The sequence below is a fragment of the Desulfovibrio inopinatus DSM 10711 genome, from assembly GCF_000429305.1.
Taxonomy (GTDB): Bacteria; Desulfobacterota; Desulfovibrionia; order Desulfovibrionales; family Desulfovibrionaceae; genus Alteridesulfovibrio; species Alteridesulfovibrio inopinatus.
Window position 1 is genome coordinate 62,734 of the sequence record NZ_AUBP01000017.1, and the last position, 25,424, is coordinate 88,157.

Sequence of the window (25,424 nt, forward strand, 5' to 3'; positions counted from 1 at the left end):
ACTGATAAGGCGGTATGTATATGAATGGCAACACGTTCGGGACACTGTTTCGACTGACGACATTTGGCGAATCGCACGGCCCAGGGATTGGGGGGACTGTCGACGGGTGTCCTCCGGGCCTTCCACTGGATGAATCGATCATTCAGATTGAACTCGATAAACGCAAACCCGGTGGGAATATTGCGTCGACCGCTCGGAAAGAAGCTGATCTCGTCGAAATTCTCTCGGGCGTGTTTGAAGGAAAGACAACGGGAACCCCAATTGGCTTTTTGATTCGCAATACGGATCAACGTTCTCGTGATTATTCTCAGGTCAAAGATGTGTTCCGTCCTGGGCATGCCGACATCTCGTATCAAGCAAAGTATGGTGTACGTGATTATCGTGGCGGTGGCCGCGCTTCAGGCCGTGAAACCGCGTGTCGTGTTGCCGGTGGAGCCATTGCCGAACAATTGTTGCAAACCGCTGGTATCCGTGTAACCGCAGCAACCATCGAGCTTGGTGGCATCGCGGCCACGACAGTGGATTTTTCCTCGTCCGATTCGCGTCCGTTTTTTGCCTGTGATGACAACATCATTCCACAGTGGGAAGAACGGATACGTGATGTTAAAAAGCAGGGTGACACCGTCGGTGGGGTCGTCGAAGTGCGCGCACAGAACGTACCGGCCGGTCTCGGCGAGCCGGTGTTCGATAAACTCGATGCACGCTTAGCCTATGCGTTCATGAGCGTGGGCGCGGTCAAAGCGGTGGAGATCGGATCCGGCGTGGAGGCTGCGCGGTTACTTGGCAGCCAGAACAATGATCCTATCACGCCAGACGGCTTTCTCAGTAACAATGCTGGAGGTATTCTCGGTGGAATATCTTCAGGACAGGATATTGTTGTGCGCGCCGCCATCAAGCCGATTCCCTCCATCGCCAAGTCTCAAAAGACTATAAATTCTGCACATGAGGCAACAGAAATTTCCATTGGTGGTCGCCATGACATTAGCGCTATCCCACGCGTTGTTCCTGTCTTAAAGGCCATGCTTCGTCTGACACTTGCAGATATGTTGTTATTGCAACGCCGTTGCAGCGGATAGCACCTGCTGAAGCATATTGGTGGGTACCGTATACTCCCCAAAAATAAATCCGGAATTTTTTAGAATCACGTGTATGATGGAGCGATGAAGCATCGCTCCATCATCATTTCTGAAGATCTCTGCACCCCGATATCAGTCTTGACCTTGCATTAAATCTCGTGTTGAAGCGTTTGTTGTCGTGACGAGAACAAAGAGAACATGATGTACTCTTGAAGACTTGCACACGAAGGCAATGTTGATCAATAAAGGGAAGCTGATTAGGGTGCGTGGCACAATACAAGAAACTGTTTATTGTGAGCGAAATAAAAGGTATGTATTTAAAACAATTACCTGCTATAAAAGAAATAGTTCTATAATTACGATGTTTGAACCATTGGATATCCGTACGACGCTACAAGTCGGTGCGATGACATGTCTCGTTCTTGCCGTTGTGATGGTATATTATTCCGTTGCACGGAAAACGTATCCAGGATTCCATTCATGGACACTGGGCATTGTCAGTGCCAGCATTGGGGCTGTCTTGGTTTCGATGCGTGGTTTCATTCCGACTTTTCTCACAATAATTATTGGAAACTTTCTTATTGTTTTGATGCCATTTATGTTGGCGTACGGATTTTCAACTTTTTTCGGAGTTCGATGGAGGTTGATGCCATTTTATTCTTTCGTGTTATGTGCATTTCTATTGTTCTATGTATGGTGGACATTTGGATCTCCAAGCTTGTATTATAGAGTCATTTGCCTTTGTGTCGTTCTGATTATCCTGTTTGGTGAGTCCTTGAGAATTGTCATGTCGTATTCGAAATCAATACTCAAAGAGTATGATCTCATTTTGGTCGTATTTCTTGTGTTTACGATGTCTTCATCTTTCCTTCGCCTTGTTGTTACCATGAAGCATAAACCTCCGGTATCTTTCTTAAATAATGTCGAAGTATGGAGCAGCGTGGCGATTCTTATGACGATTATTGGTATCGTCGGGATAATATCGTCACTTATTATAATAAACTCTCATCGTATTGAACTCGACTTATTGAAAGTAGGTCGTAAGATTGAAAGGCTTGCACGATTGGATGGACTAACCAATTTGTTCAATAGAAGGTGCTTTGATGAAAAGCTTACCGAAGAATTCAGGCGAGCACAGAGAGCATCTCGGCCAATTTCTTTGATTATGGCTGATATTGATTTCTTTAAGCTGTACAATGATACATATGGACATCAAAGCGGGGATGATTGTCTGAAAGAGATCGCCTCTATTTTTCAAAAGTGTAGTAGGAGAGCGTCTGATATCGCTGCTCGGTATGGAGGAGAAGAGTTCGTCTTGTTGCTTCCGGATACAGATTCAGCGGGAGCGCGCAATGTTGCGAACGAAATCCAAAACAGTATTCAAGCCAAGGCAATTGCTCATAAAGCGTCTTGCGTCGCCAACGTCGTGACTATCAGTATCGGTGTCTCGACAATCCGTCCTGACAGCATGATGCAGCCTGATGACTTGGTGAAGTATGCTGATCAAGCACTGTACGCGAGCAAGAAGAAGGGGAAAAATCAAATACAGCAGTATGAAGTGTGAATCACTGTGCCTGTATCCTTCAAGATTCACTCCTCGTCTTGAGCAGTTTATAGTGTGAAAGCAAAAAAACGATCCTGCCTCTCTCCTGCTCCCGGCCATTCTTTGTTGTCTGGACTTCGTTGATAAATTTTGTTTTGTTGTTTTTTGTGTAGACACCTGTTTTTCCACGAGAGAGACTGTTGCCTAGGGGTACAGATGAACCCCACACCATATGGAGGGGCTCTGCATGTTGACGGCGGTATTCCTGATTGGATGGAATGCGCCTTTTTCAACGAACTTGTCAGAGTGAGGGTATTATGAAGAAATACATGATCTGGACACTGGTCATTGTCGCCCTTGTTGCCGCTGGCTGGTATGCTTTTGCTAATCAACCCGGGCTCCTCGTGAAGACAGCCCTGGTCTCTCCCAAGAATATCGCCGCGTATGTCGAGGAGCGTGCCCGAACGACGTTGCCCCGTACCTATCGGGTCACCATGCCGTTCCCCGCAACGGTCATGCCTATTGATGTGCAAGCTGGGGATCGCGTTCATTCCGGCCAAGTGGTCGCGTCTTTGGAGATGGACGATATCAAGACCGAGCTTTCCCTTGCCGAAGCCGATGCTGAGCGTCTCAACGCTGAAATTGCAGTCAATCAGAATATGTCGCTTGAGAAAACCGCTTTGATTGAAGCCGGGAGTCTTATTGAATCCATGGTGAAAACATCGGAAGCAGCCCATGAAATGGTTAAGGCCAAGCAGGCACAGGTCGATTATTCGGCGTGGTGGTTGAATGCCATTGGAACGTTGCGGAAACAACAGGCTGTTGCCGACGAAAAATATCAGGAAGCGCGAAAAGAAAAAGCCCAAGCTGTCGTTGATTTATCGACAGGGAATCTGACGGCCAAAGCTATTGATGCCATTCTCGAAGCGTTTCGGCTTGGTCCGGAGTATGTCACGGAATACATGACAGTGAAAAATGGGCGAACCGATGCGTTATTCAAATCGCGGGATGCCGCGCAAGCGCGTTTGGCACAGGCTCAACGCAATGTGGAGAAGGCTTCCTTGAAAAGTCCGGTGGATGGCATCATTCTCAAGCGAGCCGTGGACAATAAGGTCGCTTTAGCGGGAGGCGTTGATTTGTTGTTGATTGGCCGACTTGAAGAGCTGGAAGTGACGGCCGATATTCTTTCTCAGGAAGCTGCACGTATTCACCCTGGCGACCGTGTGGAGATGTATGGTGAAGCATTGTCCGACGCGACGCTGCACGGTACGGTGAAAGAAGTCAAGCCGTTGGCGTTTACGAAACTTTCGTCTTTGGGAGTGGAGCAGCAACGTGTTCCCGTTATTATTTCATTGCCCGATGATGTCAAAAAGACACTCTCTCCCTCCGAACAGCATCTCGGTGTTGGGTATCGCGTTCGCGTTCGTATCTTCACACAAAAGCATGATAATGTCCTGGTCGTTCCTCGATTGGCTTTGTTTCGCTCCGAGAATGGTCAGTGGCAGGTTTTTACAGTTGAGCAGGGAAAAGCTGTATGCAAAACAGTCACCGTCGGTATTCTCAACGATAAAGAAGCTGAGATCACCTCAGGGTTATCTTCTGGTGATAATGTCATTTCTGCACCACCGAAAAATCTTGTCAATGGAACCCGTGTCCATGCGGTGTCCGGGTAACAAAAGACATGTTTGTCGGAGAACGCGTGCATCGCGCGTTGGTAAGACGATATTATTTTGCTGTAACGCAATGACATGGAGTGGTGTTATATAGACTTCTTGCGCAAAGAGAGGTAGCTCTTTCAGAATTCGTATTCCTCCTCAAACTTGAGCAAGCAAGGAGTCATCATGCGTTGTATTCATATTTTCTGTTCTTTATTGACTGTCTTGTGCTTTGCATCTTTTGCCTTCTGTGCTCCACAGTATCCTGAAGAAATAGCAAAAGAAGTACCGTTGTATCCAGGCGCGTCAGTTATGCACGTCATGCAGATGCAAGGAATTCTACAGGTCGTGATACAACCGCAAGGTGCTATGGATGACGTTGTCACATTTTACAAAGATGCCGCAAAAAAATCCGGTTGGACAAGCGTGTTGGAAACGACTGTTCCAGACGGGAATTCATTACATTATTCCAAGGGCGACTCCGGCTTGACTATTACCGTAGGACAAGATGAAGAGCTTGTCGTTCTTATTGTTCTCGCACATCAAAATTAGCAATTTTGCATGGCATAATGTGCAGGTGCCGATTACGGCGTGTGTACGCTTCATTCTCATCCCAGAGAAGAAGATTGATGTCTCGTGTTGATCACAATTTTTTCAGGAATCGGCATGACGGAAACACATGAAGATCGTTTGGATTCGCTTGCACGGCCGGCCACCCTGGCCGTCATCGATGATTTGGAACGCGCCGGGATATTGAACAGGAGCGCTACGCGCACTGCACGGCGTCATGTTCTGTCTCAACGACAATGGCTTCTTTGGGCTGACCGCTTGCTTTTCGCCCTGGGCTTGGTGCTTCTGCTGGCCGGCTTGGCGTGCCTGGTCGCAGCGAATTGGCAGAGCATGACTGGTTTAAAGAAAATCGTCTTGGCTGCCCTCGGCTTGGCTCTCACTGCCGGAGGAGCGGCATGGGCCAAAGAAGGGAGTCTCTTACGCCAGGGGCTGCTCTTGGCGGCGTCCACGTTTGTCGGTGTTGTGTTTCTGGTGATTGGGCAAGTTTATCAAACCGGGGCCGATGCCTGGGAGTTGTTTGCGCTATGGGCTGTTCTGATGTCCGGTTTTGTTGTTGCTTTGCCCTCCGCACCGATGCTGGCGTTTCATCTGACCGTTCTTGATACGGCATATATTTTATATTTTGAGCAAGTTGCCCAACCGTCAGGAGCAAACTGGCCATTGTTCTGGTGTGGGTTATTTGTGCTTCAACTCGGGTTTTATTGGGGATCTTTTCGTATCAGGCAAGCCTTGTGGTACAAGCGATTACTCTTACTTGCCTGCCTGAGTTTGGCTGTGACCCCGGTATGTTTTGGTATTGCGCTGTGGCCAAGTGCGTCGGGGGCATTTCAGGATTATATCGGGCCGATTGTAGCGTGTGTGGTGGGATTACCGTTTGCCTGGCGGCTGTATGTGCAGCTCGCTGACATCCGATCTTTTTCCCTGGTTGTTTTTGCTCTGGAGGCCATTGTTCTGACTGGCATCGGCCGCGTCATGCTTGAGATGCCATTGTTCGGATACGAAATATTTCTCTTCGGTCTCATTTTGGTGTTCGCGACAGGTAAGGCTGTCGCCATAATTCGGAAATGGCATCGTCGTATGGAGGAGCACAATCATGCATGAAGAACCCGTTCTTGCTGACGTCCTGGATTCGCTCGAAATCCAGGGGCATATTGATGCTTCCGTCAAAGCGCAGGCAGCAGTGTATTTTGCGGAGCGAGCAGGCCATATTCCTGATGGGCTGCTTGTTCGATTGTTTCAAGGCATATCGGCCTGGATCGCATCGTTCTTTTTGTTAGGGTTTCTTGTTACAATCGGCGTCCTGAATGATACGACGGTGTCCATGATGTTTTGTGCCGCGGCCTGTTTTGCCGCGGCCATTTTTTTTGCTCGTGGAAAACGCCGGGATACCGTGACACATGAACAATTTGTGATCGCCTTCGCTTTGGTTGCCAATGGGCTTTTTCAAGGTGCCTGTTGGGACATGCTTCATCTGGATTATGAAAAGGCGTCCATACTTGTTTTGGCGGGGATACAAGTTGGAGTAACTCTTGTCTATTTTTTGTTCTTTTCCGAGCGTACAATACGGTTCTTGACTAGCTTATGCGCGCTGAGTCTGTTTGGATTATGGTGTTTTTGGGATTTTGAAAATACCTGGGGGCCGGTGATTATATCGGCCATTTGCGGACTCTATTTACTGTCTTCTCCATTTATTCCGAATCGTCGTGATATTCGTGCCCCCCTGGAATTGACGGCAGCACTTTCCGGACTTGGCGTACTTGTTGTCATGCTTTTTGGGACTGGTCACTTAGAATGGCCGCAACAGGCTGTTTGGACTTCGTTGCTGGTCCTGGCTCTTGCCCTCAAAGCATGGATGCGGCCAGCAAAAATCTCATGGGGGATCGGCATCGTGACGGCCATTGTGCTCGGTGTATTGATACATCCCAGCATTATAGCGGCCCTGTATTTACTTTTTCTGGGGCACGAGAGAGGGGAACGAGTCTTGACTGCGCTGGGGTTGATTTCTTTGCCGGTGTTTATCGTGATGTATTATTACAATCTTGAATTCAGCCTGTCTGAGAAGGCATATATTCTGTTTGCCAGCGGGGCATTGCTACTGGCAGTACGCTGGGCCATTTTGCGATGGAGCGGAGAACGCGCGGTACAGGGAGGGAGTGCCTCATGAAACAACGTGTGCTCATCCTCGGTTCGGCCCTGATTATACTGGCGTTGGCGGCTGGTATCGTCGTGACGAAGGAGAACACCCTTCGTGAAGGGTCTTGTGTTTTACTGCCCTTACGTCCAGTCGATCCCCGGTCATTGTTGCAGGGGGATTACATGGCGCTGGCGTATCAGCTGGAGGACGATGTGAAAAAGCTGTCGCTTCCTCCGAAAGGCCGATTGGTTGTACGCCTTGATGATCATGATGTCGCTTCATTTGTCCGTATTGATAATGGAACATCGTTGTCTGATGATGAGCGCTATCTCAAGTTTACCAATACAGGAACGCCTCGAGTTGCCCCGCATTCGTTCTTTTTTGAGGAAGGAACGGGAGAGCGATATGCTGGTGCAAAGTACGGAGAGTTGCGCGTGGATGGCGATGGAAATGCCATTCTCACGCATTTACGCGACAAGGAATTCAAACGAATTGTTCCGGAAACGCCGTGATGGAAGTTCTGGGCAAGGTTATGCTTCGATAAAATAATCCGTGTCGATCTTTTGGATATGGAACGTCTGCACGATGGTGACACCGACGTGGTGCTCTATCATGAGTTCCGCTAACCGGTCGCCATCAATCAGAATAATTTTACTTTCGATGTTTTGGGTAAATGCATACGCCTCTTTGCTGAATTGCGACGTGGTGATGTAGATTCCTTTTTTTGCACGTTTTCCCTGCAATGCTCCGGAAAATTTCTGAATTTCCGGTCGGCTGACGGTATGTGTCCACTTTTTTGCCTGGACATAAATGGTATCCAGCCCAAGTTTGTCTTCATTGATAATACCGTCAATACCTTCGTCACTGCCTTTGCGCGTCAACATGCCGGCTTCTTTTCGGGAGCCACCATATCCCATGGCCAAAAGGAGATCGATAACAAGCTGTTCAAAGAAACGGTATGAACAGCCCAAAATGCTGGCCATGATCTCCTGTTTGAGTCCTTCCGTTATGGCGCTAAGACCACGTTCAATATCTTCTTCGGGTGTGTTTTCCTGTTCACATGAAATAGATTGGTCAGACTCTTGCGTTGGTGCATTCTCGCCATTTTTTTTGCCTTGTCGGAAAGCTACATAGTCAGGATATTGCATTAAAAAATTTATACCGATTGCATCGGGTTTTTCTTCCGATATGATATGCATCCCTCTGTCGGTGATAATAAAATACCCGCGTTTTCGCGAAGCAATGAGTCCCGCTTGTTTGAGGTGCGATTTTGCCCAGGCCAGTCTATTGACGAAGATGCGTTGTTTTCCACTGGGAAGAAGGCGGTGTTGTTCTTCTTCCGTCATGTCGAATTGGTTTTCGAGCGCGTCGAGAATGTCGCGATTGGAGTGCTCGTTTCCATCGGACAAGAATTGAAGAAGTGGAAGCATCGTGCTTTGGAAATCAGGAATTGCCATAGTTCCATGAGGGTAAGAGTTTATCAATGAGACCAAGAGCAGCGAAACAGCAATAAAAGGACAAAGCGCCGAGGGATATCTCTTCCCTCGGCGCTTTGTGTCTTATCGTTCAATGACATTCTACCAGGAATGGGTAATGACCTGCGGGATTTTAAAGGAGTCCTCCTTGAGAAGACCTATAAGGGGGACACCGCCTGTAATTTTGAAATTGACGTTGATGTCTTGAATGCCGAGAACGGCAAGGTCATCGGCGCTCTGGGGGAAGTCCGAAGCGCTATAGGTTTTGGCGTTGTAGCGGAAATCGGACAAGAATTTTGGAAAGCCCAGAGAGCCGGAATAGGTTTTGGTCAGCGTCACATTGGAAAAGTTAATCGTCAAAACCGTATCATTGCATTTCCCTGGTTGCCACGTGAATTGGGTACTTGTCGGATAATTGTAGTTTTCGAGTTTTTGCACTTTTTCGAAGCAATCGAGCGTCAGGAGCGTTGCATACGGTTCTTCCTGCGCCCCCATGTTTGTGCCGGTGGGGAGTGCATCAATACTGACGGTATATTCGGATTGCACGGCCTGCGTTTGTTTGGATCCACCATTGAGGAAATTGATGAAATCCGTTGTGAACGGAAAGCTCACCCCGTGAACCTCTTTGGGAGCGTAGCCGTATTGCATGGTTTCAATAAAGGGGCTTGCGGCATCCTTGAGGAATTTCCAGACAAGGCCTTTCTCTTTATCGAACATGAAGTTCGGGAGTTTTGATTCCGGAACATGCGCGGACTGCGCAATAACATCTCCATCCCAGCGTGCTTGCAGGATGTCGGCAGCTTCAAGGACAAGATACGCCCAGAAGAAACGGACAGGCCCGGAAAGCAGGTCGCCGAAAATACCGGACAGATCTTTTTGTCCAGCCAGTTTTTGATCAAGGTCGACTTGCGCTTTTTGCGCAGCGACAAAAGGAGATTTGCTTTCCGCCGGCTTGGCCGGAGGGTTATACATGGAGCCCGCCAAAGCCAGCGCCGAGGTACTGGCCAACGTGCCAATATAGATTTCCTGTAAGGAGCTTGTATAGCTTTGATAACTTTTGACGGAGTCGAGGATGTCGTTGACGCGGCTCAGCCCGGAAGGAGAGTTGGCATCGACGCTTCCCTGGACGCCATCTGTCGTGCCGGCGTTTTGCGTTTGTGCTGTGTCGTCACGGCCTATATTGCTGATTTGTTTGAAAAAATCATCAATGGATGTGACGCGTTGGGCTAAACCTTTTTCAATCGTCGTATCCGGGGCATTGGCTTTTTGGCGCACACGCTCGAAGAGAAAAACAGGTTCGAGCCAGGACGGTCGGTTCATAGTGGATTTATAGGGCGAGAGCTCTTTGGCCAGTGCATCAAGGACGAGAAAATAGGGGTTTTGCGGCGTGGACATGGTTTGCGCGAGCCCCTGCCATTCTTGCTTGTCGCGTTCCCATTGCAGGCCGGAGGAAAAATTCATCGCAAAAAGTTCCCAGGCCGTGATGTATTCATTCTCATACCATTTGGAGAAACGTTCTGCCCATCCACTTCCATCGGGTTCTTTGCTCAGTGCCGATTCGATATGGTCCGCAAACGCCATGATGCGTTGTCGACCGTCGAGAGTAAAGGCCGGTTGAATCATAGGACCCTCTTCGTGTTCTTTGAGAGTTGGCCCCCAGAAGGTTTCCATGGTGATCGGAGTCATGCTCGGGAGATTATTGGCCCAGTCTACCAGCCAATTTTGTTCGATCTTGTTGGCGCGCAGCAGAGTTTGGAGCATGTTGACGAGATCGGATTTTTCTTTCTTCAATCCTTCTGTGTCTTGTGACCAGTTGAGGTACTGGAGATAGAGGGTGTCAAAGGTGTCAGCCGCCTGGACGGAAACGGCGGAATCCGTATTAATCAACGCCCGTTTATCCGGCTGAAAAATTTCATTTCCTACCTTTGCCGAACCATTTGCTAAGCGGGTATCGAGGAGATTAATCCGGCCAGCGAGAAACGCGGCCAGTGCGGTGATCGTCGCAACAGGAGTCTCTTTATCAATCGAGGTGATTTGGTTCCGGAGCATGTCGTCCAGCAGGAGCAACGCGCCTTTCCCGAAGAGGGTACAATAAATCTTTTCCAGTCGCTTTTGGGCGTCGAGACTTTGATTGAAGCCCATACGAGGGATAATCCAATCCTGGTTGAGGTTCTTCATGGCAAGCAGTTCCTGTCGGAATCGAGCAAGCAGCATGAGATCCTGGGTAAGATCACCACTCAATGCCGGAACGGTGGTGAAATCTTCTGTAAATTCTTCAAGAGCCTGATTGTTTTTGACGTAAGAAAACGTCAACAGCCCTGCGAGGAAGAAGGCGAGAGCCAGAACCGATGTCATCGCAAGGTTGCGTGTGAGATACCGCCAAGTGAGAAATTCACGCAAGGGAGAGTTGAGGCGTCGGTCTTCGGGAAGAACGCGTTCAAAGAATTTCTTGAGGAAGAACCCTTTGTTCATGGTGAAGCCCGGTTCCGTAGATGTACGGAACGCAGCCATGGGCCCGGTGGCTAAGCTCAAGGGTTCGCCTTCTTGTCTGGCACTGGCAAAGTAGACGCCACGGAAAAATGGTGTTTCCTGGAATGAGTTCTTCTGGAACAGCGCTTTGGCATACCATGTGAGACCTTGAGCCATCTGGGCAAACGCATCAGGAAAAAGAACAACACCGGGATCTGGATCAGGCGTACGGCGCAGCAAATCCAAGCGCAGATTTTTGAGTTGTTCGACGAGTTCGTTGACAGCAAGAAGAGCGGTGTCATGAGGTGTATCATCGTGCGCGTCGAGATTTTTGTAGCCAAACGCCTCTTCGAGTTCGTCTTTCTCCAATGATTGGCAAAAATCGAGCATTCCCGGCACTTTGTCGAGCTTCGTGATAAGTACATACACAGGAAATCGTGCTCCTTGTGTACGCATCAACTCATCAACTCGCCGCCGGACACTTCGTGCCGTCACGGTGAGTTGGTCTTCATTCTGTGTGAGCAGCATATCAGCCGGGATGCAGATGGTTAGTCCCGATGTGGGATCACGACGGCGATGTCGAGATAACAGCGTCAGAAATTCACGCCATTCGGCTTTAGCCAGCGCGTTGTTTTCTGCTTCCACATAGCGTCCGGCCGTGTCGATAAGTACTATGGAATCAAGAAACCAAAAGTCGACATTGCGTGTCGGCGTGACGTCTCCCACAGGCGTGACGTCGGTCATGGGCACAGAGAGTCGAGCGCTCTTGATCGCCTCGGATTTGCCAGCGCCCTGTTCGCCGATCACAAGATGCCATGGCAGGGCATAGACCGGGTTGCCATAGCGCGTCAGTTTTGCCGAGCGAAGATATTCTATGGCTTTGGCAAAGCGACTTTGCAAATCGGCTGCAGCACGTTCTTCTTCAGCGGCCACTTCGGCCACTTTGGCTTGCTCTTGGTCAATGACGCGCTTGACGAAGCGTTTTTCCCGACGTCGGAAAAACCACTTGCGAATAAAGATGATGAGCAAGACAAGACCGATGGGGCCGAATAAAATAGCCGCACCGACCCACATGGGCCACCCCTGGACTTTGACAAGGATATAGACGGCCAAGCCAGCGAGAGCAAACAGTACCAGGAACAATAGAATCTTGAAGAGGGTCCAGAAGAATTTCATCATGTCTCGTACTCGCCTAGTTAAGCGACCCGAAGAAATTGAGCAGGGTTATATTGAGGTCGTTGTGGTAGAGCCAGTAAATCTGGCCTACAATAATGAGAGCGGCCACCGGGATGAGTACTGTATACCAATCGAAACGCCAGACATTCCATCGTCGTCCGGGGGCTCCGGGGTCGGGTCGGTAGGCCGATGGAAAAAGGTGGTCGGTTTCGGGGGTATACTCGGCAAATCGCCCGCTTTTGACACGTGACAACAATTCTTTGGTGATGCCGTCGCGTTCAGATTCATTGTCGGGGAGAAAGTATTTACCGCGAAATCCAAGTGCGAGGCAAATGGCATAGACTTCGCGAACCGATTTGTCTTCACTTCCAAGTTTTTCAAGGCGTTGGAAAAATTCCACCCCGGCGTTGTTGGTATTGAAATACCCACGCTGGAGTTGAATGTTTTTCCATTGTTCACGGTCCGGCCAATTGGAGGTGAGCAGAGCCTCATCGACCCAGGCGCACACCGCGAATTTTGCGTTGATATAATCATTTTCGGCGACGCCATTCTGTTTGGCCAGTTCCTCGCTCTGTTCGAAATAGCCAAGAAGATCTTCCCGGACTTTCTCAAACGGAAGAGGCGGTGTTTTGCCTTCGATGAGGTACAGTGCATAGGCCAGGGGATTGGCAAACAAATCGATAATACGCATGGTCTAGCCTCGCATGACGACGAGTTCGGCCGTCAGGTCCTCAGGTGCTGTATCCCAATAGAGAGAGAGCATATGTGTTTTTTCCACATCGAGCCACTGTGGGCTTGCCGAGTCGATGCGGAAGAAATAGGCGTTCTCCCCGCGAGCCAGCCCGGAGGGGGCATCGGCTGAGTAGGAGAGGGGGATACCTGGAACGGCTCGAGCTATGAGTGTCGAGATGTATTTGGTGGCGCTCAATTTGACGATGTGATGAATGGAATCGATGATAGACTCCATGCCTTGCTGAGTTTTCAGCACAAGCCAGTACGACTGGCCCGGTCTGAACACTCCTTCGGGTACTTCGGCGTTGAAGGAATCGCCTTCTCGAATGAGGCGTAAGAGATATTCAGGTCCGAGGACAAGGCCTTCCAGCAGGTCGCCGATTAATCGGCGCGCCGGCTTGAAGCATGCGTACAGGTTCTCATGGTCATATTCCGGGACGATTTGCTTCCCGTCGCGACCTTCACCAAATGCATTGATAGACGCGGAAAACGTGGAAAGCTCCCCGACGAGTTGCGTGAGTTCGCAGAACATAGTCCACGGGTGAATTGTATCGACCGAAGTCATACGATGAAGAAGCGGGACATGGCGGTTCAGCGTGCGTAACGCCATGAGGTAAACCATGTAGCGAATGTTGACGTCAGACCCCTGGAGATCGTGCGGGCTTTTATACTGTTCAAGGACGCGGCACCGAGCGGAAGCAAGGTCACGGACTTCATGCATGAGCTGGGACAAGGCTTTGGATGCGCTGACATTGAGGCACGGGGGAATAAAGGTCGGGGAGAGAACGATACGCTCGCCTTGTCGTTGTAAGATGGCGACAGGCAAAACTTCGTAGTCGTTCATCTGGTCTTTTTCGGTTTCCCAAAAAATTTTGAGTGCGTACGAGAGACGTTGAACTTTGGACGGCGGACCGTCGGCATGCAAGTCGGGCAGTTCCTGCGGCTCAATATCGGTGACGTACTTTGTCGAAGCTTTAAAGGCATCGTCGGGTGCTTCAATCTCTGTGACGTTTTTGCCGGAAGGATTCCACTTGTGCATACCCACGTACACTTTCATGGGCCGCTCTGTATCAAGCCAATCGTTTTCAAAGCTCCGAGCCTGCGTGACGGCATTGTCGGGAATACTGACAATGGAGCCATCTTTGAAAATGAACTCACCACTGCGGATTTCAAAGCGTTTGTTCTCAAGATCGGCTTCATTGATATCGAGGTCGCAAATTCCCCAAAAATATTGAAATCCCACCTTTTGGAGGGATTTCAAGTGCATCGCCCATGAGGCGTCAGTGATTTGGAAATGCTGGGGCTGAAGAAAAAGCCCCTGGTGCCAATAAACCCGTTTCAGCGTATCCATAAATCCTTATCCGCCTTTGGTCACTTCGGTTACAAAGGGCACAAAACCGGGAGGGAATCCGCAGGGAAACGGGATGGTCGCCCACAGAGGGCGAACCGCATCAATCGCCGCCGACCTGCTGGATGCCGGTGGGGCCGAGGAACAGATTGATGAAGACCTTACCCGGCTTGCGTATGGTCGTGGTGGTAAAAAAACCTTCCTTCTTCTCGGTCACCGGATATTGATAGAGCTTGGTCGACTGTTTGGGGTCAAGCTGATTATATCCGGCGGCAATACCCATGAATGTCGCTTTTTCTGCACGATCCAAGGACATGGTTTGATCTTCCTTGGGCTGGACAAACAATCGTTGGTACGACGCCACCGTACCGTCAAATTCTTTGCATTCGAGAAGTTTTCGCAAGCCTTGCTGGGTCTTGGCCAACGAATTGAACGAATTGGGATCGCTCAGTTGATAAATGCACAACAACAGCGCATGACCGGTTTCATCATACATGTTGAGCATGGGGTCGGCTCGGTATCGTAATTTGATAAAGCCGGGAGCGTATGTCCACTGGGGCTCGTCTTGTTTTGGATCCGGTGACCCACCGCACGAGATAAGGGAAAACAGTACAAGGCAACAGCAAACAGCCAAGACTGCCATTCGGGATACGTAGTGCGTAGACGGGCTCACTTTTAACATATTTACTCCATTGTCAGCGATAGGATTTGACCAAAAAATCAGCACAAGTCAACAGTTACCTGGATACCGTTCTATTTTCGGTATGACTGGAGAAGGAGCTCTATTACCGTGTTTAAGGGGGCTTAATACGGGAAAATTCGGCTCTTCACGGGGATAGTATCAGTTATGTTTCCTGTAATTGTTGAATATTAAAATATTTTTTTATTTGTTTCTCTCGCTGTCAAGGGGGAAAAGCACGACCCGGATCGGGTACGCGGGGGCAGCCAGGGAGACAGGTCAAAAGCCGTGGTAGTCTTCAGGTAAACACAGAAGGAGACCTCGCGTATGACCGATAGTGTTTTTATGAATCACCACGCTCTTGATTGCAACCCCGATACATTCGATTGGGATATTCTCCCGGATAACATTCAATATATGGCCAATGCTGTCGGACGTCAGGCAATGCTGACGTTATCTTTCGTTCTTGGAGGAAGAGAACTCTATATTCCTCATCAGATTCGAAGCGATCATGCCTTATCTCATCTTCTTGGAAAGGATGCTGCGGAGCGTTTATCTGAGTATTATGGGGGAGAAAAAATATTCATTCCCACACGCAGTGTATTTGTCCGTCAAGATCGTGACCGGCGTATTCTGGAAGCATACACACGTGGTGATTCCATTTCAAAAATGGCACGTGAATTTCGTACGTCAAGAAAAACAATACGTTTTGTTCTTCTTCGGTACGAAGAGTGATTGGTGGTACAAGGTACCACTTATGAAAAAATAAAAAGTGCGTATTGTAAGACCATATTGAACGACACGAACTCAACAATAACCATGGCAATGCATACAATGACTGAAAAGATGCGTCGATTTTTCGAAGAGTACGAGAAGGACAAAAATCCTGTTCAGGCTGCGTTGCGTGCCGGCTACAGTCCACGTTCGGCCGCGTCGACAGCAAAAAAACTGTTGAAACGGGTGGAGTCGCTATCATCGGTCGATCAAGCGGTTTCGACTTCTGCTGCCTCACCATCGCAGGAAGCTCCGTCACAGCTCGATCGTAATGCCATTGTTCAGGGTTTGTTGCTCGAAGCCACGACAGGTGAACAACAAAGCTCCCGCATTAAAGCCTGGGAGTTGCTCGCCAAGCATCTTGGACTGTTGAGTGAGAAATCCGCGGAGTCGCAGGCTATGACCGTTACGTTTGACATCGATTTGGGGGATTCCCGTCATGAACGCCGTCACGATTAATTACTCCGCTTCGCCGGTGCTCCGTCATTTTCATAAAAGCGATGCCTTTGTTCGTGGCGTCATGGGGCCGATCGGCTCCGGGAAGTCTTCGGCCATGTGTCTTGAATTACTGGTGCGTGGGTTACGTCAGGTGCCCGGCCCCGACAAGGTGAGACGGACGCGATTCGCCATTATTCGGAATTCTTACCCTGAGTTGAAATCCACGACGATAAAAACATTTTCCGACTGGGTACCCGAGTCCATTTGCCCCATAAAAGGGGGAGCTCCCATTTCTGGACGAATGCGCCTTCCGCTTGGTGATGGGACACGGATCGATATGGAGTTGCTTTTCTTGGCACTCGATCATCCTGACGATGCGAAAAAATTGTTGTCCCTTGAATTGACGGGAGCGTGGGTCAATGAAGCCCGTGAGATTGATAAATCGATTATCGATGCTCTCACCGGTCGTGTCGGCCGATACCCGGCCAAACGGCATGGAGGACCGTCTTGGTCTGGCGTCATCATGGACACAAACCCACCCGACGACGAGCATTGGTGGTACGTGCTTGCTGAAGTTGAAAAGCCCAAGGGGTTTTCCTTTTATCGGCAGCCCGGAGCGTTGTTGCGCCAAAACGGGAGATATGTCCCGAACCCTGAAGCCGAAAATGCTGAGCATCAACCTCTTGGCTATGAGTATTGGTTACGTCAAGTCGATGGGAAACCGGCCGATTGGATCGATGTCTACATTCTCGGGCGATACGGAACCACCCGATTCGGGCATCCGGTGTATCCGGAATATGACGATACGATCCATCTTGCGACCGATAGTCTTGAACCTATGCCCGAGATTCCCTGTATTCTCGGTTGGGACTTCGGCCTTACTCCGGCATGCGTCATCACTCAAACAACACCGAGCGGACGGTTTACGGTGCTGTACGAATTGGAAAGCGAAAGCATGGGTATTCGTCAGTTTGCCAATGAGATCGTGAAACCATTTCTTGCCGAGCGTGGCTTGTCAACGTCCTTTCTCTCGGTCGGTGATCCGGCTGGAGCGGCTCGGTCGCAAACCGATGGTCGAACGTGTCTCGAAGAACTGCATAAAGCCGGTATTCCCACTCGACCGGCACCGACCAATAGTTTTCTTGCCCGACGCGAGGCCGTTGCCGGTTTCTTGCTTCGCAGCCTCGATGGGGCTCCGGGGTTTGTCCTGTCACCGGCCTGCAAAACACTGCGGAAAGGGTTTCTCTCCGGGTATCATTACGGACAAAAACTGTCGGGAGAACCGGAGCGACCGGCAAAAAATCGATTTAGTCACCCACATGATGCGCTCCAATACGCGGCGCTTTTGGCCGAGCACAACTCGTTACGACGTCGGCCCGTTACGCAACGCCGTCGTCATGCTCCGGCAGAGAGTGTGGCCGGATATTGACGGAGAGAATTGTTTTTTTAGCGGCGTAAAAAGCGTTGTGAAATCCATTTGAGAGTCGTTCAAGACGTTTCCATGAAGAACGACGTACTCAGACGAACGTGAACATGAAAGGGAAAGATATGACGGGACTACCGCAATATATTTTGTCGCTGTTTACGCAAGCCGAAGCAGAACGCCGTGAAATTGAAGATCGCTGGTTGCAGGATTTACGGCAGTATAAAGGGGTATACGATCCCGAAGTCGAGTCACGACTTCATCCCCGTCGGAGTCGAGCCTATATTCGGCTGACCCGGGCTAAAGTCCGATCAATCGATGCCCGGTTATCTGACTTGTTGTTCCCCGGTTCCGGAGAAAAAAATTGGGCTTTGGCACCGACCCCAACACCGGAACTGGCATTTGCTTCCGCGTCGGCCGTCGCACAATCCGCACCGACAGGAGCTGATGAACACCAGGTCAGAGGGGCAATCCTTGAAACGGCTCGGCAAGCATGTGAGCGGATGAGTCGAGAAATCGAAGATCAACTCGACGAGGCTGGCTACGCCGATATTATTCGCGACGTAATACACTCGGGGAATTTGTACGGAACCGGAGTGCTCAAAGGCCCGCTCGTAGCCGCATCCGCGACGGTTGGTTGGAGTCAGCACAATGGCAGGTGGCATCTCGAACCGCGAAAACGGCTTCGGCCCTACGTTGAATTCGTACCGTTGTGGGATTTGTATCCCGACATGAGTGCGTCGTGCATGACGAATTGCCGGTATGTTTTTCAACGGCATCGTTTCACCAAAGCCGATCTCTCCGATATGGCCGGGCGTGAAGATTTCTTTGGAGAGTCCATCACTGAGCATCTGCGGGCCTATCCACATGGCGATGCCGATGACAAAAATCATGAAACGTTGTTGCGCGACCTCTCCGATGCATCGCGGATCGGAGTGAGTGACCGAGACTCCGGTCGTTATGAAATGCTGGAATTTTGGGGGTATGCTTCGGGAGAATTGCTTGAACCATATTTCTTGGAGGCGGAATTCAATCCAGAGTGCGACTATCGCATCAATGCGTATGTCCTCGGGCAAAATGTCGTCAAACTCGTTGTGGATCCATTGTCGGGACATGATTGGCCGTTCTATTTCTACTATTATGAAAAAGACGAAACCGGAATTTTCGGGGAAGGTGCTGCGCGTATCATGCGTGATCCGCAGTTGCTCTTCAATGCTTCCATCCGGGCCATGCTCGACAATGCTGCGATCTGTGCCGGCCCACAAATCGAAGTGAATCAGGATCTGTTACCGGAAAATGAAGACCCGACCGATATTCATCCGTTTCGTGTCTGGTTACGCAGCGGTGCGGGCCTCGATAGTCAATATCCGGCCGTGCGCGTTTCGACCATGCCGAGTTACACGCAGGAGTTTCTCACCATGGCCGAGATGTTTTCCACCTATATTCACGAAACAACGGCCGTCCCCAAACTCAACCCCGATGATTTCAGTTCTCCGGCATCGCAGACCATGCGCGGTTTATCCATGCTCATGGGGGCGGCGGGGGTAACACTGAAAGATCAGGTCCGGCTTTTCGACGAAGGTATTACGAAGCCCTTTTTGACAGCGCTTTATCATTGGAACATGGCACTCAATCCTCGCGCCGATATCAAAGGTGATTTTTCCGTCAAACCGCTTGGCTGGACGAGTTTGGTAGCCAAGGAAATTTTTGTCGAGCAGCTCGATGCGTTCGCCAAATTCACCACCAATGAATTGGACGCTCCTTATATCCATCGGGGTGAACTCCTGCGCCGCATGGCTGCGTCTCGCAACCTTGGACACGGCATCGTGAAGAGCGAGGAAGAGATGCAGGGAGAAAGAGAGGCTTCCGGAACCAAAGAGTGAAGGGGAGAAGCAATACATGGTGAAGGGTGTCGTGAATCGTCGAAGACATCATGAACACGAAATTTTGAACCATGGATACAAGGTGACGTTATGTCTGAACGACGCAATTGGGAAGCTGGTGAGATGCTGGCGCGATGCCGGACAGATAGGGATACGAATTGTGGTTTAGCGGTTCGAGGCCTCCTTCGGGTGCATTTGGCTTACGTGAAAGACGAACTTGTCACTGCACCGATTGGTGAGGTGACGAAACTGCAAGGCGCAGCTGTGAAGCTCCGTGAGTTGATACGGCTTATTGAATCTGATCCTCCGGCAACACGACGAGAAGACGGAGCCTATGTCTGACGGGATGGTAAACGCATACGGGAAAGAGAACGTGATTGCATTTAATCTAACTGGCAGCCGTCGGAGGACTCATTCCTATGGCAACGAGACATGATTTAACCATTGATCAAGGTGCGACTTTCGAGCTGGCTATTGAACCGCTTGATGCATTTGGAGACCGCCTTGACTTGAATGGAGTTACGGCACGGGCGCAGATTCGAAGATCGTATCCAGAACCGTACCCCATGGCTGAATTCGATTGCGTTGTGACAGACGGCGTCATTGACCTCACGTTAACGGCGGAAAATTCAAGCAAGCTCATTGCACCGACCGGAGTGTGGGATGTGGAATTGGTTACACCACTCGGAGAAGTCGTTCGTCTCGTGGAAGGCGGTGTGGAGATTCGGCCGGAGGTGACACGATGAGTGTTCTTGAAGATGTGGAGACCATTCGAATTGGTGTGCTTTCTCGCGATGCCGTCGTGATTGATGGTGAGGCCGAAGCATACCGTGGCATTCAAGGTCCTGTCGGCATTGTCGAAGAGCACGCTGAGCGGCACGCGATTGACGGCAGTGATTCGCTGTCGCCTCTTATGATCGGAGCGGAGTCCGCCGGGACTGCTCAAACGCTCGTGGACGGGCATGAGGCGTCGTACGACCACAGTTCGATGCACGGACATGCGAATAAGACGTTGCTTGATGACTATACACAAACCGACGCCGATTTGGTTGAAGCCGTCTCTCAACGGCATGAGCAGGGAACGGATGACGGGACAAATCAAATCGCATTTCGGATCGGAGACGGTTTTGATGGTCCACTACTCAAGCGGGAGAGCGCCGATGCCTTGTCCATACGTGGCAACGCTGACGCCGATTGGGCCGATCTCACCGTGCGTAACCTCATCGTCAAAGGTACCACAACCACCATTGATTCGGAAACCGTCGCCGTTGCCGATAATATCCTGACGTTGAACAGTGATGTGGCCGGAACGCCACCGTCGACCGTAGCCGGCATCGAAGTCGAACGCGGTGACGAACTCAATGCGCGATTGGTGTTTGATGAAGATGATGATGTTTGGAAAGCCGGCATCGCTGGAAGTGAGGCTGCGGTTTCGCTAGTGGGACATGGCCATATCGGGAGTGACGTGAGCGATTTACCATGGACAACGTTGACCGGTGTGCCGACGACGTTTGCCCCGAGTGCGCACGCTGACAATCATAAATACGACGGGCCTGATGCGTTGAGCGCCAACGATGTCGGCGCTTATAGTAAAGCGGACTTGTGGCATAAAACTGGGATTTCACCGGTGGACACCTTTCCATCGCTCCATTTTCGCCCAGATGCTAATACGTTGCCGGATGGCGTTACGTTTTCCCGAAATTCCATCGCAACCTTTTTCGATGCGGCCGGGATAGTGCGAGTCGCCGCCGCCAATTCTCCGCGGTTTGCCTATGATCCCGTCACAGGAAGAAGATCAGGCCTCATCATTGAGGAAGAACGAACAAATATCATTTATTATTCAGATCTTTCAAGCGTGTGGTATGCAACACGGAGCAATCGTATTGCCAATGCAACACATGCTCCGGATGGGACGGTAACGGCATCGAAATTCTGTGAGGGAACAGAGGAAAACTCAACGCACCTCTATTCACAGGGGAGTATAACGCTAACCCCCAATGAAACCTACACGCGATCGGTGTTTGTCAAATCATCTGGGGACGACCGGCAACTCTTGTTGGAAACAGATGGGTACGCAAACTGGGTTGTCTCCGGATACGTTATCTTTGATATTGAGAATGGAAAAATTGTTTTAAAGTCAAACGTAGCGATCAAAGCCGGTATCGAGGATTGCGGGGATGGGTGGTTTCGGTGTTGGTTGATATCAACAGCAGCTTCTTCCGTCACGTCGGCCGTCTTCGATATCGCACTGGCAAACAAAGGCGTGAACTCCTATTCCGGCGACGGTGTGAGCGGTATCTACATTTGGGGCGCTCAACTTGAAGCTGGTGATACCGTCTCAAGTTATATTCCGACGACCTCGACTTTTATAACGCGACGAGCTGACGTCTGTCATGTTGCTCTTGATGATATCCCATTTCATTACGGACAAGGAACGATATTCTTGGATGTCTCAATTCGATTTGTTGGGATCAACACGCATTGTCTTGTTGAATTCATAGGGAGTTCAACGGATAATAGAATATTTATACAATTGGAGGATGGCGGAAATGTAACAGCAATCGCTATCTCCGATGGAGTAACATCGGCAAATATTATTACAGGAAATTTTACGGAACCTGTACAATTAAAAATTGCATTCTCATGGAATGAGCATGGATTTATAGCATGTGTCAATGGAAATGAACCAATAGCAATGTTCGGTGGCAATGTTCCAGTTTCTCTTGAGACACTTCGCATCGGTGCGCATTCTGCAGGAAATCACGTACTCAATGGTGAGGTTAACCATTGTGCCTTTTTTTCTCGTGCGTTTGAAGTGGACGATCTGCAACGATTGACGCAGTGATATCCCATATTTGTTTTTTATGAGGAGTTTGTATGAAAAGTCCTATTCCATATGTCGGTGGTAAATCACATCTTGCAGGTCGTCTTGTCGATGCCTTTCCTGAGCATACGACGTACTGTGAAGTGTTCGGTGGTGCGGCGTGGGTGTTGTTTACCAAACAACCGAGCCGTTTCGAGATTGTCAATGACATAAACAATGATCTCATCACGTTTTGGCGCGTGGTGAAGTATCATCTTGAGGAATTTTATAAAGAACTGAAGTTCGTGTTGGCTTCTCGACTTTGGTGGACGGAATGGAAAACGCAACTTGCCACGGGCGGACTAACCGACATTCAGCGGGCGGCTCGATTCTTTGTTGTGCAACGGCAAACGTTTGCCGGCCGTGTTTACGGACAATCATTTCGCACAGGCGCACGGTGTAAACCGGCGTTCAATTTGCTTCGTCTTGAAGAAACCTTGTCCCAGGCACATATCCGTTTGTCTTCGGTGACGATTGAGCATTTACCGTATGAAAAATGTATCGAACGTTTTGATCGTCCCGAAACCCTCTTTTATATCGATCCTCCATACTACAACTGTGAGGATCGTTACGGGAAAGATATTTTTGCAAAATCGGATTTCACGACATTGGCCACACAATTGAGCCGCATTCAGGGGCGATTTGTGCTTTCGCTCAATGACACCCCTGAGGTTCGTGAGATTTTTCAGCAATTCGAGATCACTCCCGTGCAAGCCCGGTACACGTGTAAACCTGGGCCTGTTGAGACGGCGCATGAGGTGATTATTCGAAATTAGCTTGGGGACAGGCACAGAATGCATGACCATAAACACGAGAAGGAGATGCCATGACCAAGAACACGTCATACCATGACGCCTTCGATGAGGCGGCCAAGGAAAAACGCGACACCATTGACGACGCGACGGAGTCTTCATCTGCATCGGCCAATGAGGACAAGAAGACAGGTGAAAAGGCGCAGGAAGCCTCAAAATCGAAAGCGGAGGAAAAAAAGGACGATTGGAAAGCCTTGTATGAAGCAGAAAAAGCGCGGCGAACCACCGCAGAAAAAGCGTTGCAACAGTACGCGGAAAAAGAATCTGGCGATGTGAGTAAACCCGATGTGACGTCACAATCCGGCGATGACATGCGTTCACTTATCCGCACGGAGCTGCAAACGTTGTTTGGTCCGACACTGATGGCGCAGGCCATGCGGCAACACCTTGACTCGATTGCCAAAGAGCACCCTGATTGGTCAGAAATTGCCGATTCCGATGATCTCAAAACGTGGATCGACAGTCATCCTGATTATATGGCGCAATCCTTGCGCCAGGTCGCGACGCAAGGCACAGCGCAACAGGTTGTGGACATGCTCAAACGGTTTAAAGAGCACAAAAATGGCGGCCGCAATGCGGATGCACGCCAGGCTTCGACCGGTATTGGTGATTTGACGCGTCGTGTTCTCGATGCCACGGCCGTGCGCGGCCGCAGTGCCGGCCCTCCGACTTCCTCTTCCGGTGCCCAGGATTTTGCTTCGGCTTTTGCCGAGGCCGCGAAGGCATTGTCGTAATTCTCTGAAAAAAGGTGTTTTTTTTGAACTTCCTTCGGGAAGTGCAGGATTTTTGCGTCCAAAAAACGTCTAACCGTTCAAGGAGCCTTCATGTCTGTGACCACTTATGGCGACATTTCCGATCGCACTGCCGCTTTTGCCGCCGTGGATTTGCTCAGCCGTGCTCAGCCGTATTTGCTTATCGAAAAGTTCGGTCAGGCGCGTGTGTTGCCGACCAACAAAACCAAGGTCATGACCTTTCGGCGGTACAATTCGCTCGACGCGACCCCCAATCCGTTGACCGAAGGCGTGACCCCGACGGCCAAGCAATTGACCGCTACGGATGTGTCGGCGACGCTGGTTCAATATGGGGATCGTGTCAGCATTACCGATCTCATCATTGACACGCATGAAGATCCTGTCTTGCGCGAAGCCGTGGATGTTCTCGGTGAACAAGCCGCGGAAATGATCGAATCCGTGCGCTACAATGTGCTGAAAACCGGCACCAACGTCTACTATGCGAATGGATCGGTTCGCACCGATGTCAACACGTCCCTCAGTTTGAGCTTGCAGCGTAAAATTACCCGCGCACTCAAACGACAGAATGCACGTAAAATTACACGTGTTCTGCGTTCCACACCGCAATACGGTACTCAGGCCGTTGCTCCCGCGTATATTGGCTTGTGCCATCCGGATATCGAGAACGATATCCGCAACATGAGTGGTTTTGTTCCGGTGGAATCGTATGGGCAATTGACGCCGTACGATGCTGAAATCGGCAAAGTCGAGGACGTGCGATACATTGCGTCCACGGTTTTCGAGCCGTTGGCGGATGCTGGCGGAGATGCCGGAAGCATGCTCTCCACCAGTGGAACCAAGGCCGATGTCTATCCTGTGTTGTTCCTTGGTCGCGATGCTTATGGCGTTGTTGCTCTCAAGGATACCGCTGCAATCACTCCGCTCGTTGTTAATCCGAAACCGTCGGATTCCGATCCGTTGGCCCAGCGTGGCCATGTCGGATGGAAAGCCATGCAAACCGCCGTCATTCTGAACGATGCCTGGATGTGTCGCGCCGAGGTGGCTGCAACGGCGTAACGTTATCGAGTGATAGTTTCGGCATGAGGGGACGGGAGAGCGTGTATTGAAGAACGTTCCTCCCGCTTCCCTTGCCTTAGGCCTTCTTTCAAACATTGCATACGCGCGAATGCAAACAGGAGAATGCATGATGAAGACAGAAGGGAAGGAGAGCATCGAGCTGGGAGGAGAAGAAGCGTTTCCTCCGGGCATGGTGCTGATTGATCGAACAACGCGTCAGAAGATTGAGGTGTTGGCGCAGGCTCTTGTGGAAGCCTTGTCCGTCCTCAAACACACATTCGAGAATTGTTCAACGAAAGACGAGGAATAATAAGCATGAAAGAGAAAATTGTTTCCAAAGATCGAGTGCGTCTCATTGTGAACACGCAGGATGGGCCTGGAGGAATGGATGACGTTTTCGTGTCGGTCAACGGCCGGGCCTATCTGATCAAACGAGACCATGAAGTCGAAGTTCCTGCTGAAGTATATCAGGTTCTGGAATCGTCCGAAGGCCCGGCCATGGACGGACGAAGTGGAGGGAATGTGGTCAAACGTTTTTCCATTAATGTGATCGGGTAGGGGGACGT

24 protein-coding genes are annotated in these 25,424 nt (G+C 50.1%); 19 read left to right on the top strand and 5 right to left on the bottom strand.

Features of this window, described 5'->3' with window-relative positions:
• The first annotated feature begins 20 nt into the window (after positions 1-20).
• The 7 genes from aroC to G451_RS0111890 all read left to right on the top strand — a co-directional run bounded on the left by aroC (position 21) and on the right by G451_RS0111890 (position 7,490).
• The gene (aroC, locus tag G451_RS0111860) at positions 21-1,076 is read left to right on the top strand and encodes a chorismate synthase (RefSeq protein WP_027184436.1); all 1,056 of its coding nucleotides are present in this window, start codon (positions 21-23) and stop codon (positions 1,074-1,076) included.
• 232 nt (positions 1,077-1,308) lie between these two features.
• On the top strand, positions 1,309-2,640 hold the full coding sequence (locus G451_RS32700) for a diguanylate cyclase (RefSeq protein WP_084448533.1): 1,332 nt from the start codon (positions 1,309-1,311) through the stop codon (positions 2,638-2,640).
• Positions 2,641-2,936: 296 nt separating this feature from the next.
• Positions 2,937-4,292, top strand: a complete 1,356-nt coding sequence (locus G451_RS0111870; protein WP_027184437.1) for an efflux RND transporter periplasmic adaptor subunit — start codon at positions 2,937-2,939, stop codon at positions 4,290-4,292.
• 168 nt (positions 4,293-4,460) lie between these two features.
• Positions 4,461-4,826: a hypothetical protein gene (locus G451_RS0111875; RefSeq protein WP_027184438.1), complete on the top strand. Its 366-nt coding sequence runs from the start codon at positions 4,461-4,463 to the stop codon at positions 4,824-4,826.
• Between the two features lie 114 nt (positions 4,827-4,940).
• Positions 4,941-5,945, top strand: coding sequence for a DUF2157 domain-containing protein (locus tag G451_RS32705; RefSeq protein WP_027184439.1), 1,005 nt, complete (start codon positions 4,941-4,943; stop codon positions 5,943-5,945).
• Positions 5,938-7,008 (top strand): DUF4401 domain-containing protein, encoded by a 1,071-nt coding sequence (locus G451_RS0111885; RefSeq protein ID WP_027184440.1) that lies wholly within the window; start codon positions 5,938-5,940, stop codon positions 7,006-7,008. The genes G451_RS32705 and G451_RS0111885 overlap by 8 nt, the downstream gene beginning before the upstream one ends.
• The gene (locus tag G451_RS0111890; protein WP_027184441.1) at positions 7,005-7,490 is read left to right on the top strand and encodes a GDYXXLXY domain-containing protein; all 486 of its coding nucleotides are present in this window, start codon (positions 7,005-7,007) and stop codon (positions 7,488-7,490) included. The genes G451_RS0111885 and G451_RS0111890 overlap by 4 nt, the downstream gene beginning before the upstream one ends.
• An 18-nt stretch (positions 7,491-7,508) precedes the next feature.
• Here G451_RS0111890 and G451_RS0111895 read toward each other — a convergent pair whose 3' ends face one another.
• The 5 genes from G451_RS0111895 to G451_RS0111915 form a co-directional block, all read right to left on the bottom strand.
• A complete protein-coding gene (locus G451_RS0111895; RefSeq protein WP_027184442.1) occupies positions 7,509-8,435 on the bottom strand; it encodes a restriction endonuclease in 927 nt (308 codons plus the stop codon).
• Between the two features lie 120 nt (positions 8,436-8,555).
• On the bottom strand, positions 8,556-12,101 hold the full coding sequence (locus G451_RS0111900) for a type VI secretion protein IcmF/TssM N-terminal domain-containing protein (protein WP_084448536.1): 3,546 nt from the start codon (positions 12,099-12,101) through the stop codon (positions 8,556-8,558).
• A 13-nt stretch (positions 12,102-12,114) separates the two neighbouring features.
• Positions 12,115-12,789 (bottom strand): DotU family type IV/VI secretion system protein, encoded by a 675-nt coding sequence (locus tag G451_RS29025; RefSeq protein WP_051261420.1) that lies wholly within the window; start codon positions 12,787-12,789, stop codon positions 12,115-12,117.
• A gap of 3 nt (positions 12,790-12,792) precedes the next feature.
• The gene (gene tssK, locus G451_RS0111910) at positions 12,793-14,181 is read right to left on the bottom strand and encodes a type VI secretion system baseplate subunit TssK (RefSeq protein WP_027184444.1); all 1,389 of its coding nucleotides are present in this window, start codon (positions 14,179-14,181) and stop codon (positions 12,793-12,795) included.
• A gap of 100 nt (positions 14,182-14,281) precedes the next feature.
• Entirely contained in the window at positions 14,282-14,860 is a 579-nt protein-coding gene (locus G451_RS0111915) for a type VI secretion lipoprotein TssJ (protein WP_051261421.1), read from the bottom strand.
• A gap of 324 nt (positions 14,861-15,184) precedes the next feature.
• Between G451_RS0111915 and G451_RS0111920 the strand changes: the two genes are divergently transcribed.
• The 12 genes from G451_RS0111920 to G451_RS29045 all read left to right on the top strand — a co-directional run bounded on the left by G451_RS0111920 (position 15,185) and on the right by G451_RS29045 (position 25,416).
• Positions 15,185-15,592, top strand: coding sequence for a Mor transcription activator family protein (locus G451_RS0111920; RefSeq protein WP_027184446.1), 408 nt, complete (start codon positions 15,185-15,187; stop codon positions 15,590-15,592).
• Positions 15,593-15,676: 84 nt separating this feature from the next.
• On the top strand, positions 15,677-16,090 hold the full coding sequence (locus tag G451_RS0111925; RefSeq protein ID WP_084448537.1) for a terminase small subunit: 414 nt from the start codon (positions 15,677-15,679) through the stop codon (positions 16,088-16,090).
• The gene (locus G451_RS29030; RefSeq protein ID WP_034641995.1) at positions 16,071-17,498 is read left to right on the top strand and encodes a hypothetical protein; all 1,428 of its coding nucleotides are present in this window, start codon (positions 16,071-16,073) and stop codon (positions 17,496-17,498) included. The genes G451_RS0111925 and G451_RS29030 overlap by 20 nt, the downstream gene beginning before the upstream one ends.
• Before the next feature lie 104 nt (positions 17,499-17,602).
• Positions 17,603-19,375, top strand: coding sequence for a portal protein (locus G451_RS29035; protein WP_051261423.1), 1,773 nt, complete (start codon positions 17,603-17,605; stop codon positions 19,373-19,375).
• A 90-nt stretch (positions 19,376-19,465) separates the two neighbouring features.
• The gene (locus tag G451_RS0111940) at positions 19,466-19,717 is read left to right on the top strand and encodes a hypothetical protein (protein ID WP_027184448.1); all 252 of its coding nucleotides are present in this window, start codon (positions 19,466-19,468) and stop codon (positions 19,715-19,717) included.
• Positions 19,718-19,794: 77 nt separating this feature from the next.
• Positions 19,795-20,121: a hypothetical protein gene (locus G451_RS0111945; RefSeq protein WP_027184449.1), complete on the top strand. Its 327-nt coding sequence runs from the start codon at positions 19,795-19,797 to the stop codon at positions 20,119-20,121.
• Positions 20,118-22,220, top strand: a complete 2,103-nt coding sequence (locus G451_RS0111950) for a phage head spike fiber domain-containing protein (protein ID WP_027184450.1) — start codon at positions 20,118-20,120, stop codon at positions 22,218-22,220. Before G451_RS0111945 ends, G451_RS0111950 begins: the two co-directional genes overlap by 4 nt.
• Before the next feature lie 32 nt (positions 22,221-22,252).
• Entirely contained in the window at positions 22,253-23,014 is a 762-nt protein-coding gene (locus G451_RS29040) for a DNA adenine methylase (RefSeq protein ID WP_034641996.1), read from the top strand.
• Positions 23,015-23,064: 50 nt separating this feature from the next.
• A complete protein-coding gene (locus G451_RS0111960) occupies positions 23,065-23,784 on the top strand; it encodes a hypothetical protein (protein ID WP_027184451.1) in 720 nt (239 codons plus the stop codon).
• A 90-nt stretch (positions 23,785-23,874) separates the two neighbouring features.
• On the top strand, positions 23,875-24,858 hold the full coding sequence (locus G451_RS0111965; RefSeq protein ID WP_027184452.1) for a N4-gp56 family major capsid protein: 984 nt from the start codon (positions 23,875-23,877) through the stop codon (positions 24,856-24,858).
• Between the two features lie 127 nt (positions 24,859-24,985).
• On the top strand, positions 24,986-25,168 hold the full coding sequence (locus tag G451_RS0111970; RefSeq protein ID WP_027184453.1) for a hypothetical protein: 183 nt from the start codon (positions 24,986-24,988) through the stop codon (positions 25,166-25,168).
• A 5-nt stretch (positions 25,169-25,173) separates the two neighbouring features.
• Positions 25,174-25,416, top strand: coding sequence for a hypothetical protein (locus G451_RS29045; RefSeq protein ID WP_034641999.1), 243 nt, complete (start codon positions 25,174-25,176; stop codon positions 25,414-25,416).
• Positions 25,417-25,424 lie beyond the last annotated feature (8 nt).

Excerpts from the sequence above, each read along its gene's own strand:
- aroC (WP_027184436.1), top strand. The coding sequence starts at position 21 with ATGAATGGCAACACGTTCGGGACACTGTTTCGACTGACGACATTTGGC.
- G451_RS32700 (WP_084448533.1), top strand. The coding sequence starts at position 1,309 with ATGTTGATCAATAAAGGGAAGCTGATTAGGGTGCGTGGCACAATACAA.
- G451_RS0111870 (WP_027184437.1), top strand. The coding sequence starts at position 2,937 with ATGAAGAAATACATGATCTGGACACTGGTCATTGTCGCCCTTGTTGCC.
- G451_RS0111875 (WP_027184438.1), top strand. The coding sequence starts at position 4,461 with ATGCGTTGTATTCATATTTTCTGTTCTTTATTGACTGTCTTGTGCTTT.
- G451_RS32705 (WP_027184439.1), top strand. The coding sequence starts at position 4,941 with ATGACGGAAACACATGAAGATCGTTTGGATTCGCTTGCACGGCCGGCC.
- G451_RS0111885 (WP_027184440.1), top strand. The coding sequence starts at position 5,938 with ATGCATGAAGAACCCGTTCTTGCTGACGTCCTGGATTCGCTCGAAATC.
- G451_RS0111890 (WP_027184441.1), top strand. The coding sequence starts at position 7,005 with ATGAAACAACGTGTGCTCATCCTCGGTTCGGCCCTGATTATACTGGCG.
- G451_RS0111895 (WP_027184442.1), bottom strand. The coding sequence starts at position 8,435 with ATGGCAATTCCTGATTTCCAAAGCACGATGCTTCCACTTCTTCAATTC.
- G451_RS0111900 (WP_084448536.1), bottom strand. The coding sequence starts at position 12,101 with ATGATGAAATTCTTCTGGACCCTCTTCAAGATTCTATTGTTCCTGGTA.
- G451_RS29025 (WP_051261420.1), bottom strand. The coding sequence starts at position 12,789 with ATGCGTATTATCGATTTGTTTGCCAATCCCCTGGCCTATGCACTGTAC.
- tssK (WP_027184444.1), bottom strand. The coding sequence starts at position 14,181 with ATGGATACGCTGAAACGGGTTTATTGGCACCAGGGGCTTTTTCTTCAG.
- G451_RS0111915 (WP_051261421.1), bottom strand. The coding sequence starts at position 14,860 with ATGTTAAAAGTGAGCCCGTCTACGCACTACGTATCCCGAATGGCAGTC.
- G451_RS0111920 (WP_027184446.1), top strand. The coding sequence starts at position 15,185 with ATGACCGATAGTGTTTTTATGAATCACCACGCTCTTGATTGCAACCCC.
- G451_RS0111925 (WP_084448537.1), top strand. The coding sequence starts at position 15,677 with ATGGCAATGCATACAATGACTGAAAAGATGCGTCGATTTTTCGAAGAG.
- G451_RS29030 (WP_034641995.1), top strand. The coding sequence starts at position 16,071 with ATGAACGCCGTCACGATTAATTACTCCGCTTCGCCGGTGCTCCGTCAT.
- G451_RS29035 (WP_051261423.1), top strand. The coding sequence starts at position 17,603 with ATGAAAGGGAAAGATATGACGGGACTACCGCAATATATTTTGTCGCTG.
- G451_RS0111940 (WP_027184448.1), top strand. The coding sequence starts at position 19,466 with ATGTCTGAACGACGCAATTGGGAAGCTGGTGAGATGCTGGCGCGATGC.
- G451_RS0111945 (WP_027184449.1), top strand. The coding sequence starts at position 19,795 with ATGGCAACGAGACATGATTTAACCATTGATCAAGGTGCGACTTTCGAG.
- G451_RS0111950 (WP_027184450.1), top strand. The coding sequence starts at position 20,118 with ATGAGTGTTCTTGAAGATGTGGAGACCATTCGAATTGGTGTGCTTTCT.
- G451_RS29040 (WP_034641996.1), top strand. The coding sequence starts at position 22,253 with ATGAAAAGTCCTATTCCATATGTCGGTGGTAAATCACATCTTGCAGGT.
- G451_RS0111960 (WP_027184451.1), top strand. The coding sequence starts at position 23,065 with ATGACCAAGAACACGTCATACCATGACGCCTTCGATGAGGCGGCCAAG.
- G451_RS0111965 (WP_027184452.1), top strand. The coding sequence starts at position 23,875 with ATGTCTGTGACCACTTATGGCGACATTTCCGATCGCACTGCCGCTTTT.
- G451_RS0111970 (WP_027184453.1), top strand. The coding sequence starts at position 24,986 with ATGATGAAGACAGAAGGGAAGGAGAGCATCGAGCTGGGAGGAGAAGAA.
- G451_RS29045 (WP_034641999.1), top strand. The coding sequence starts at position 25,174 with ATGAAAGAGAAAATTGTTTCCAAAGATCGAGTGCGTCTCATTGTGAAC.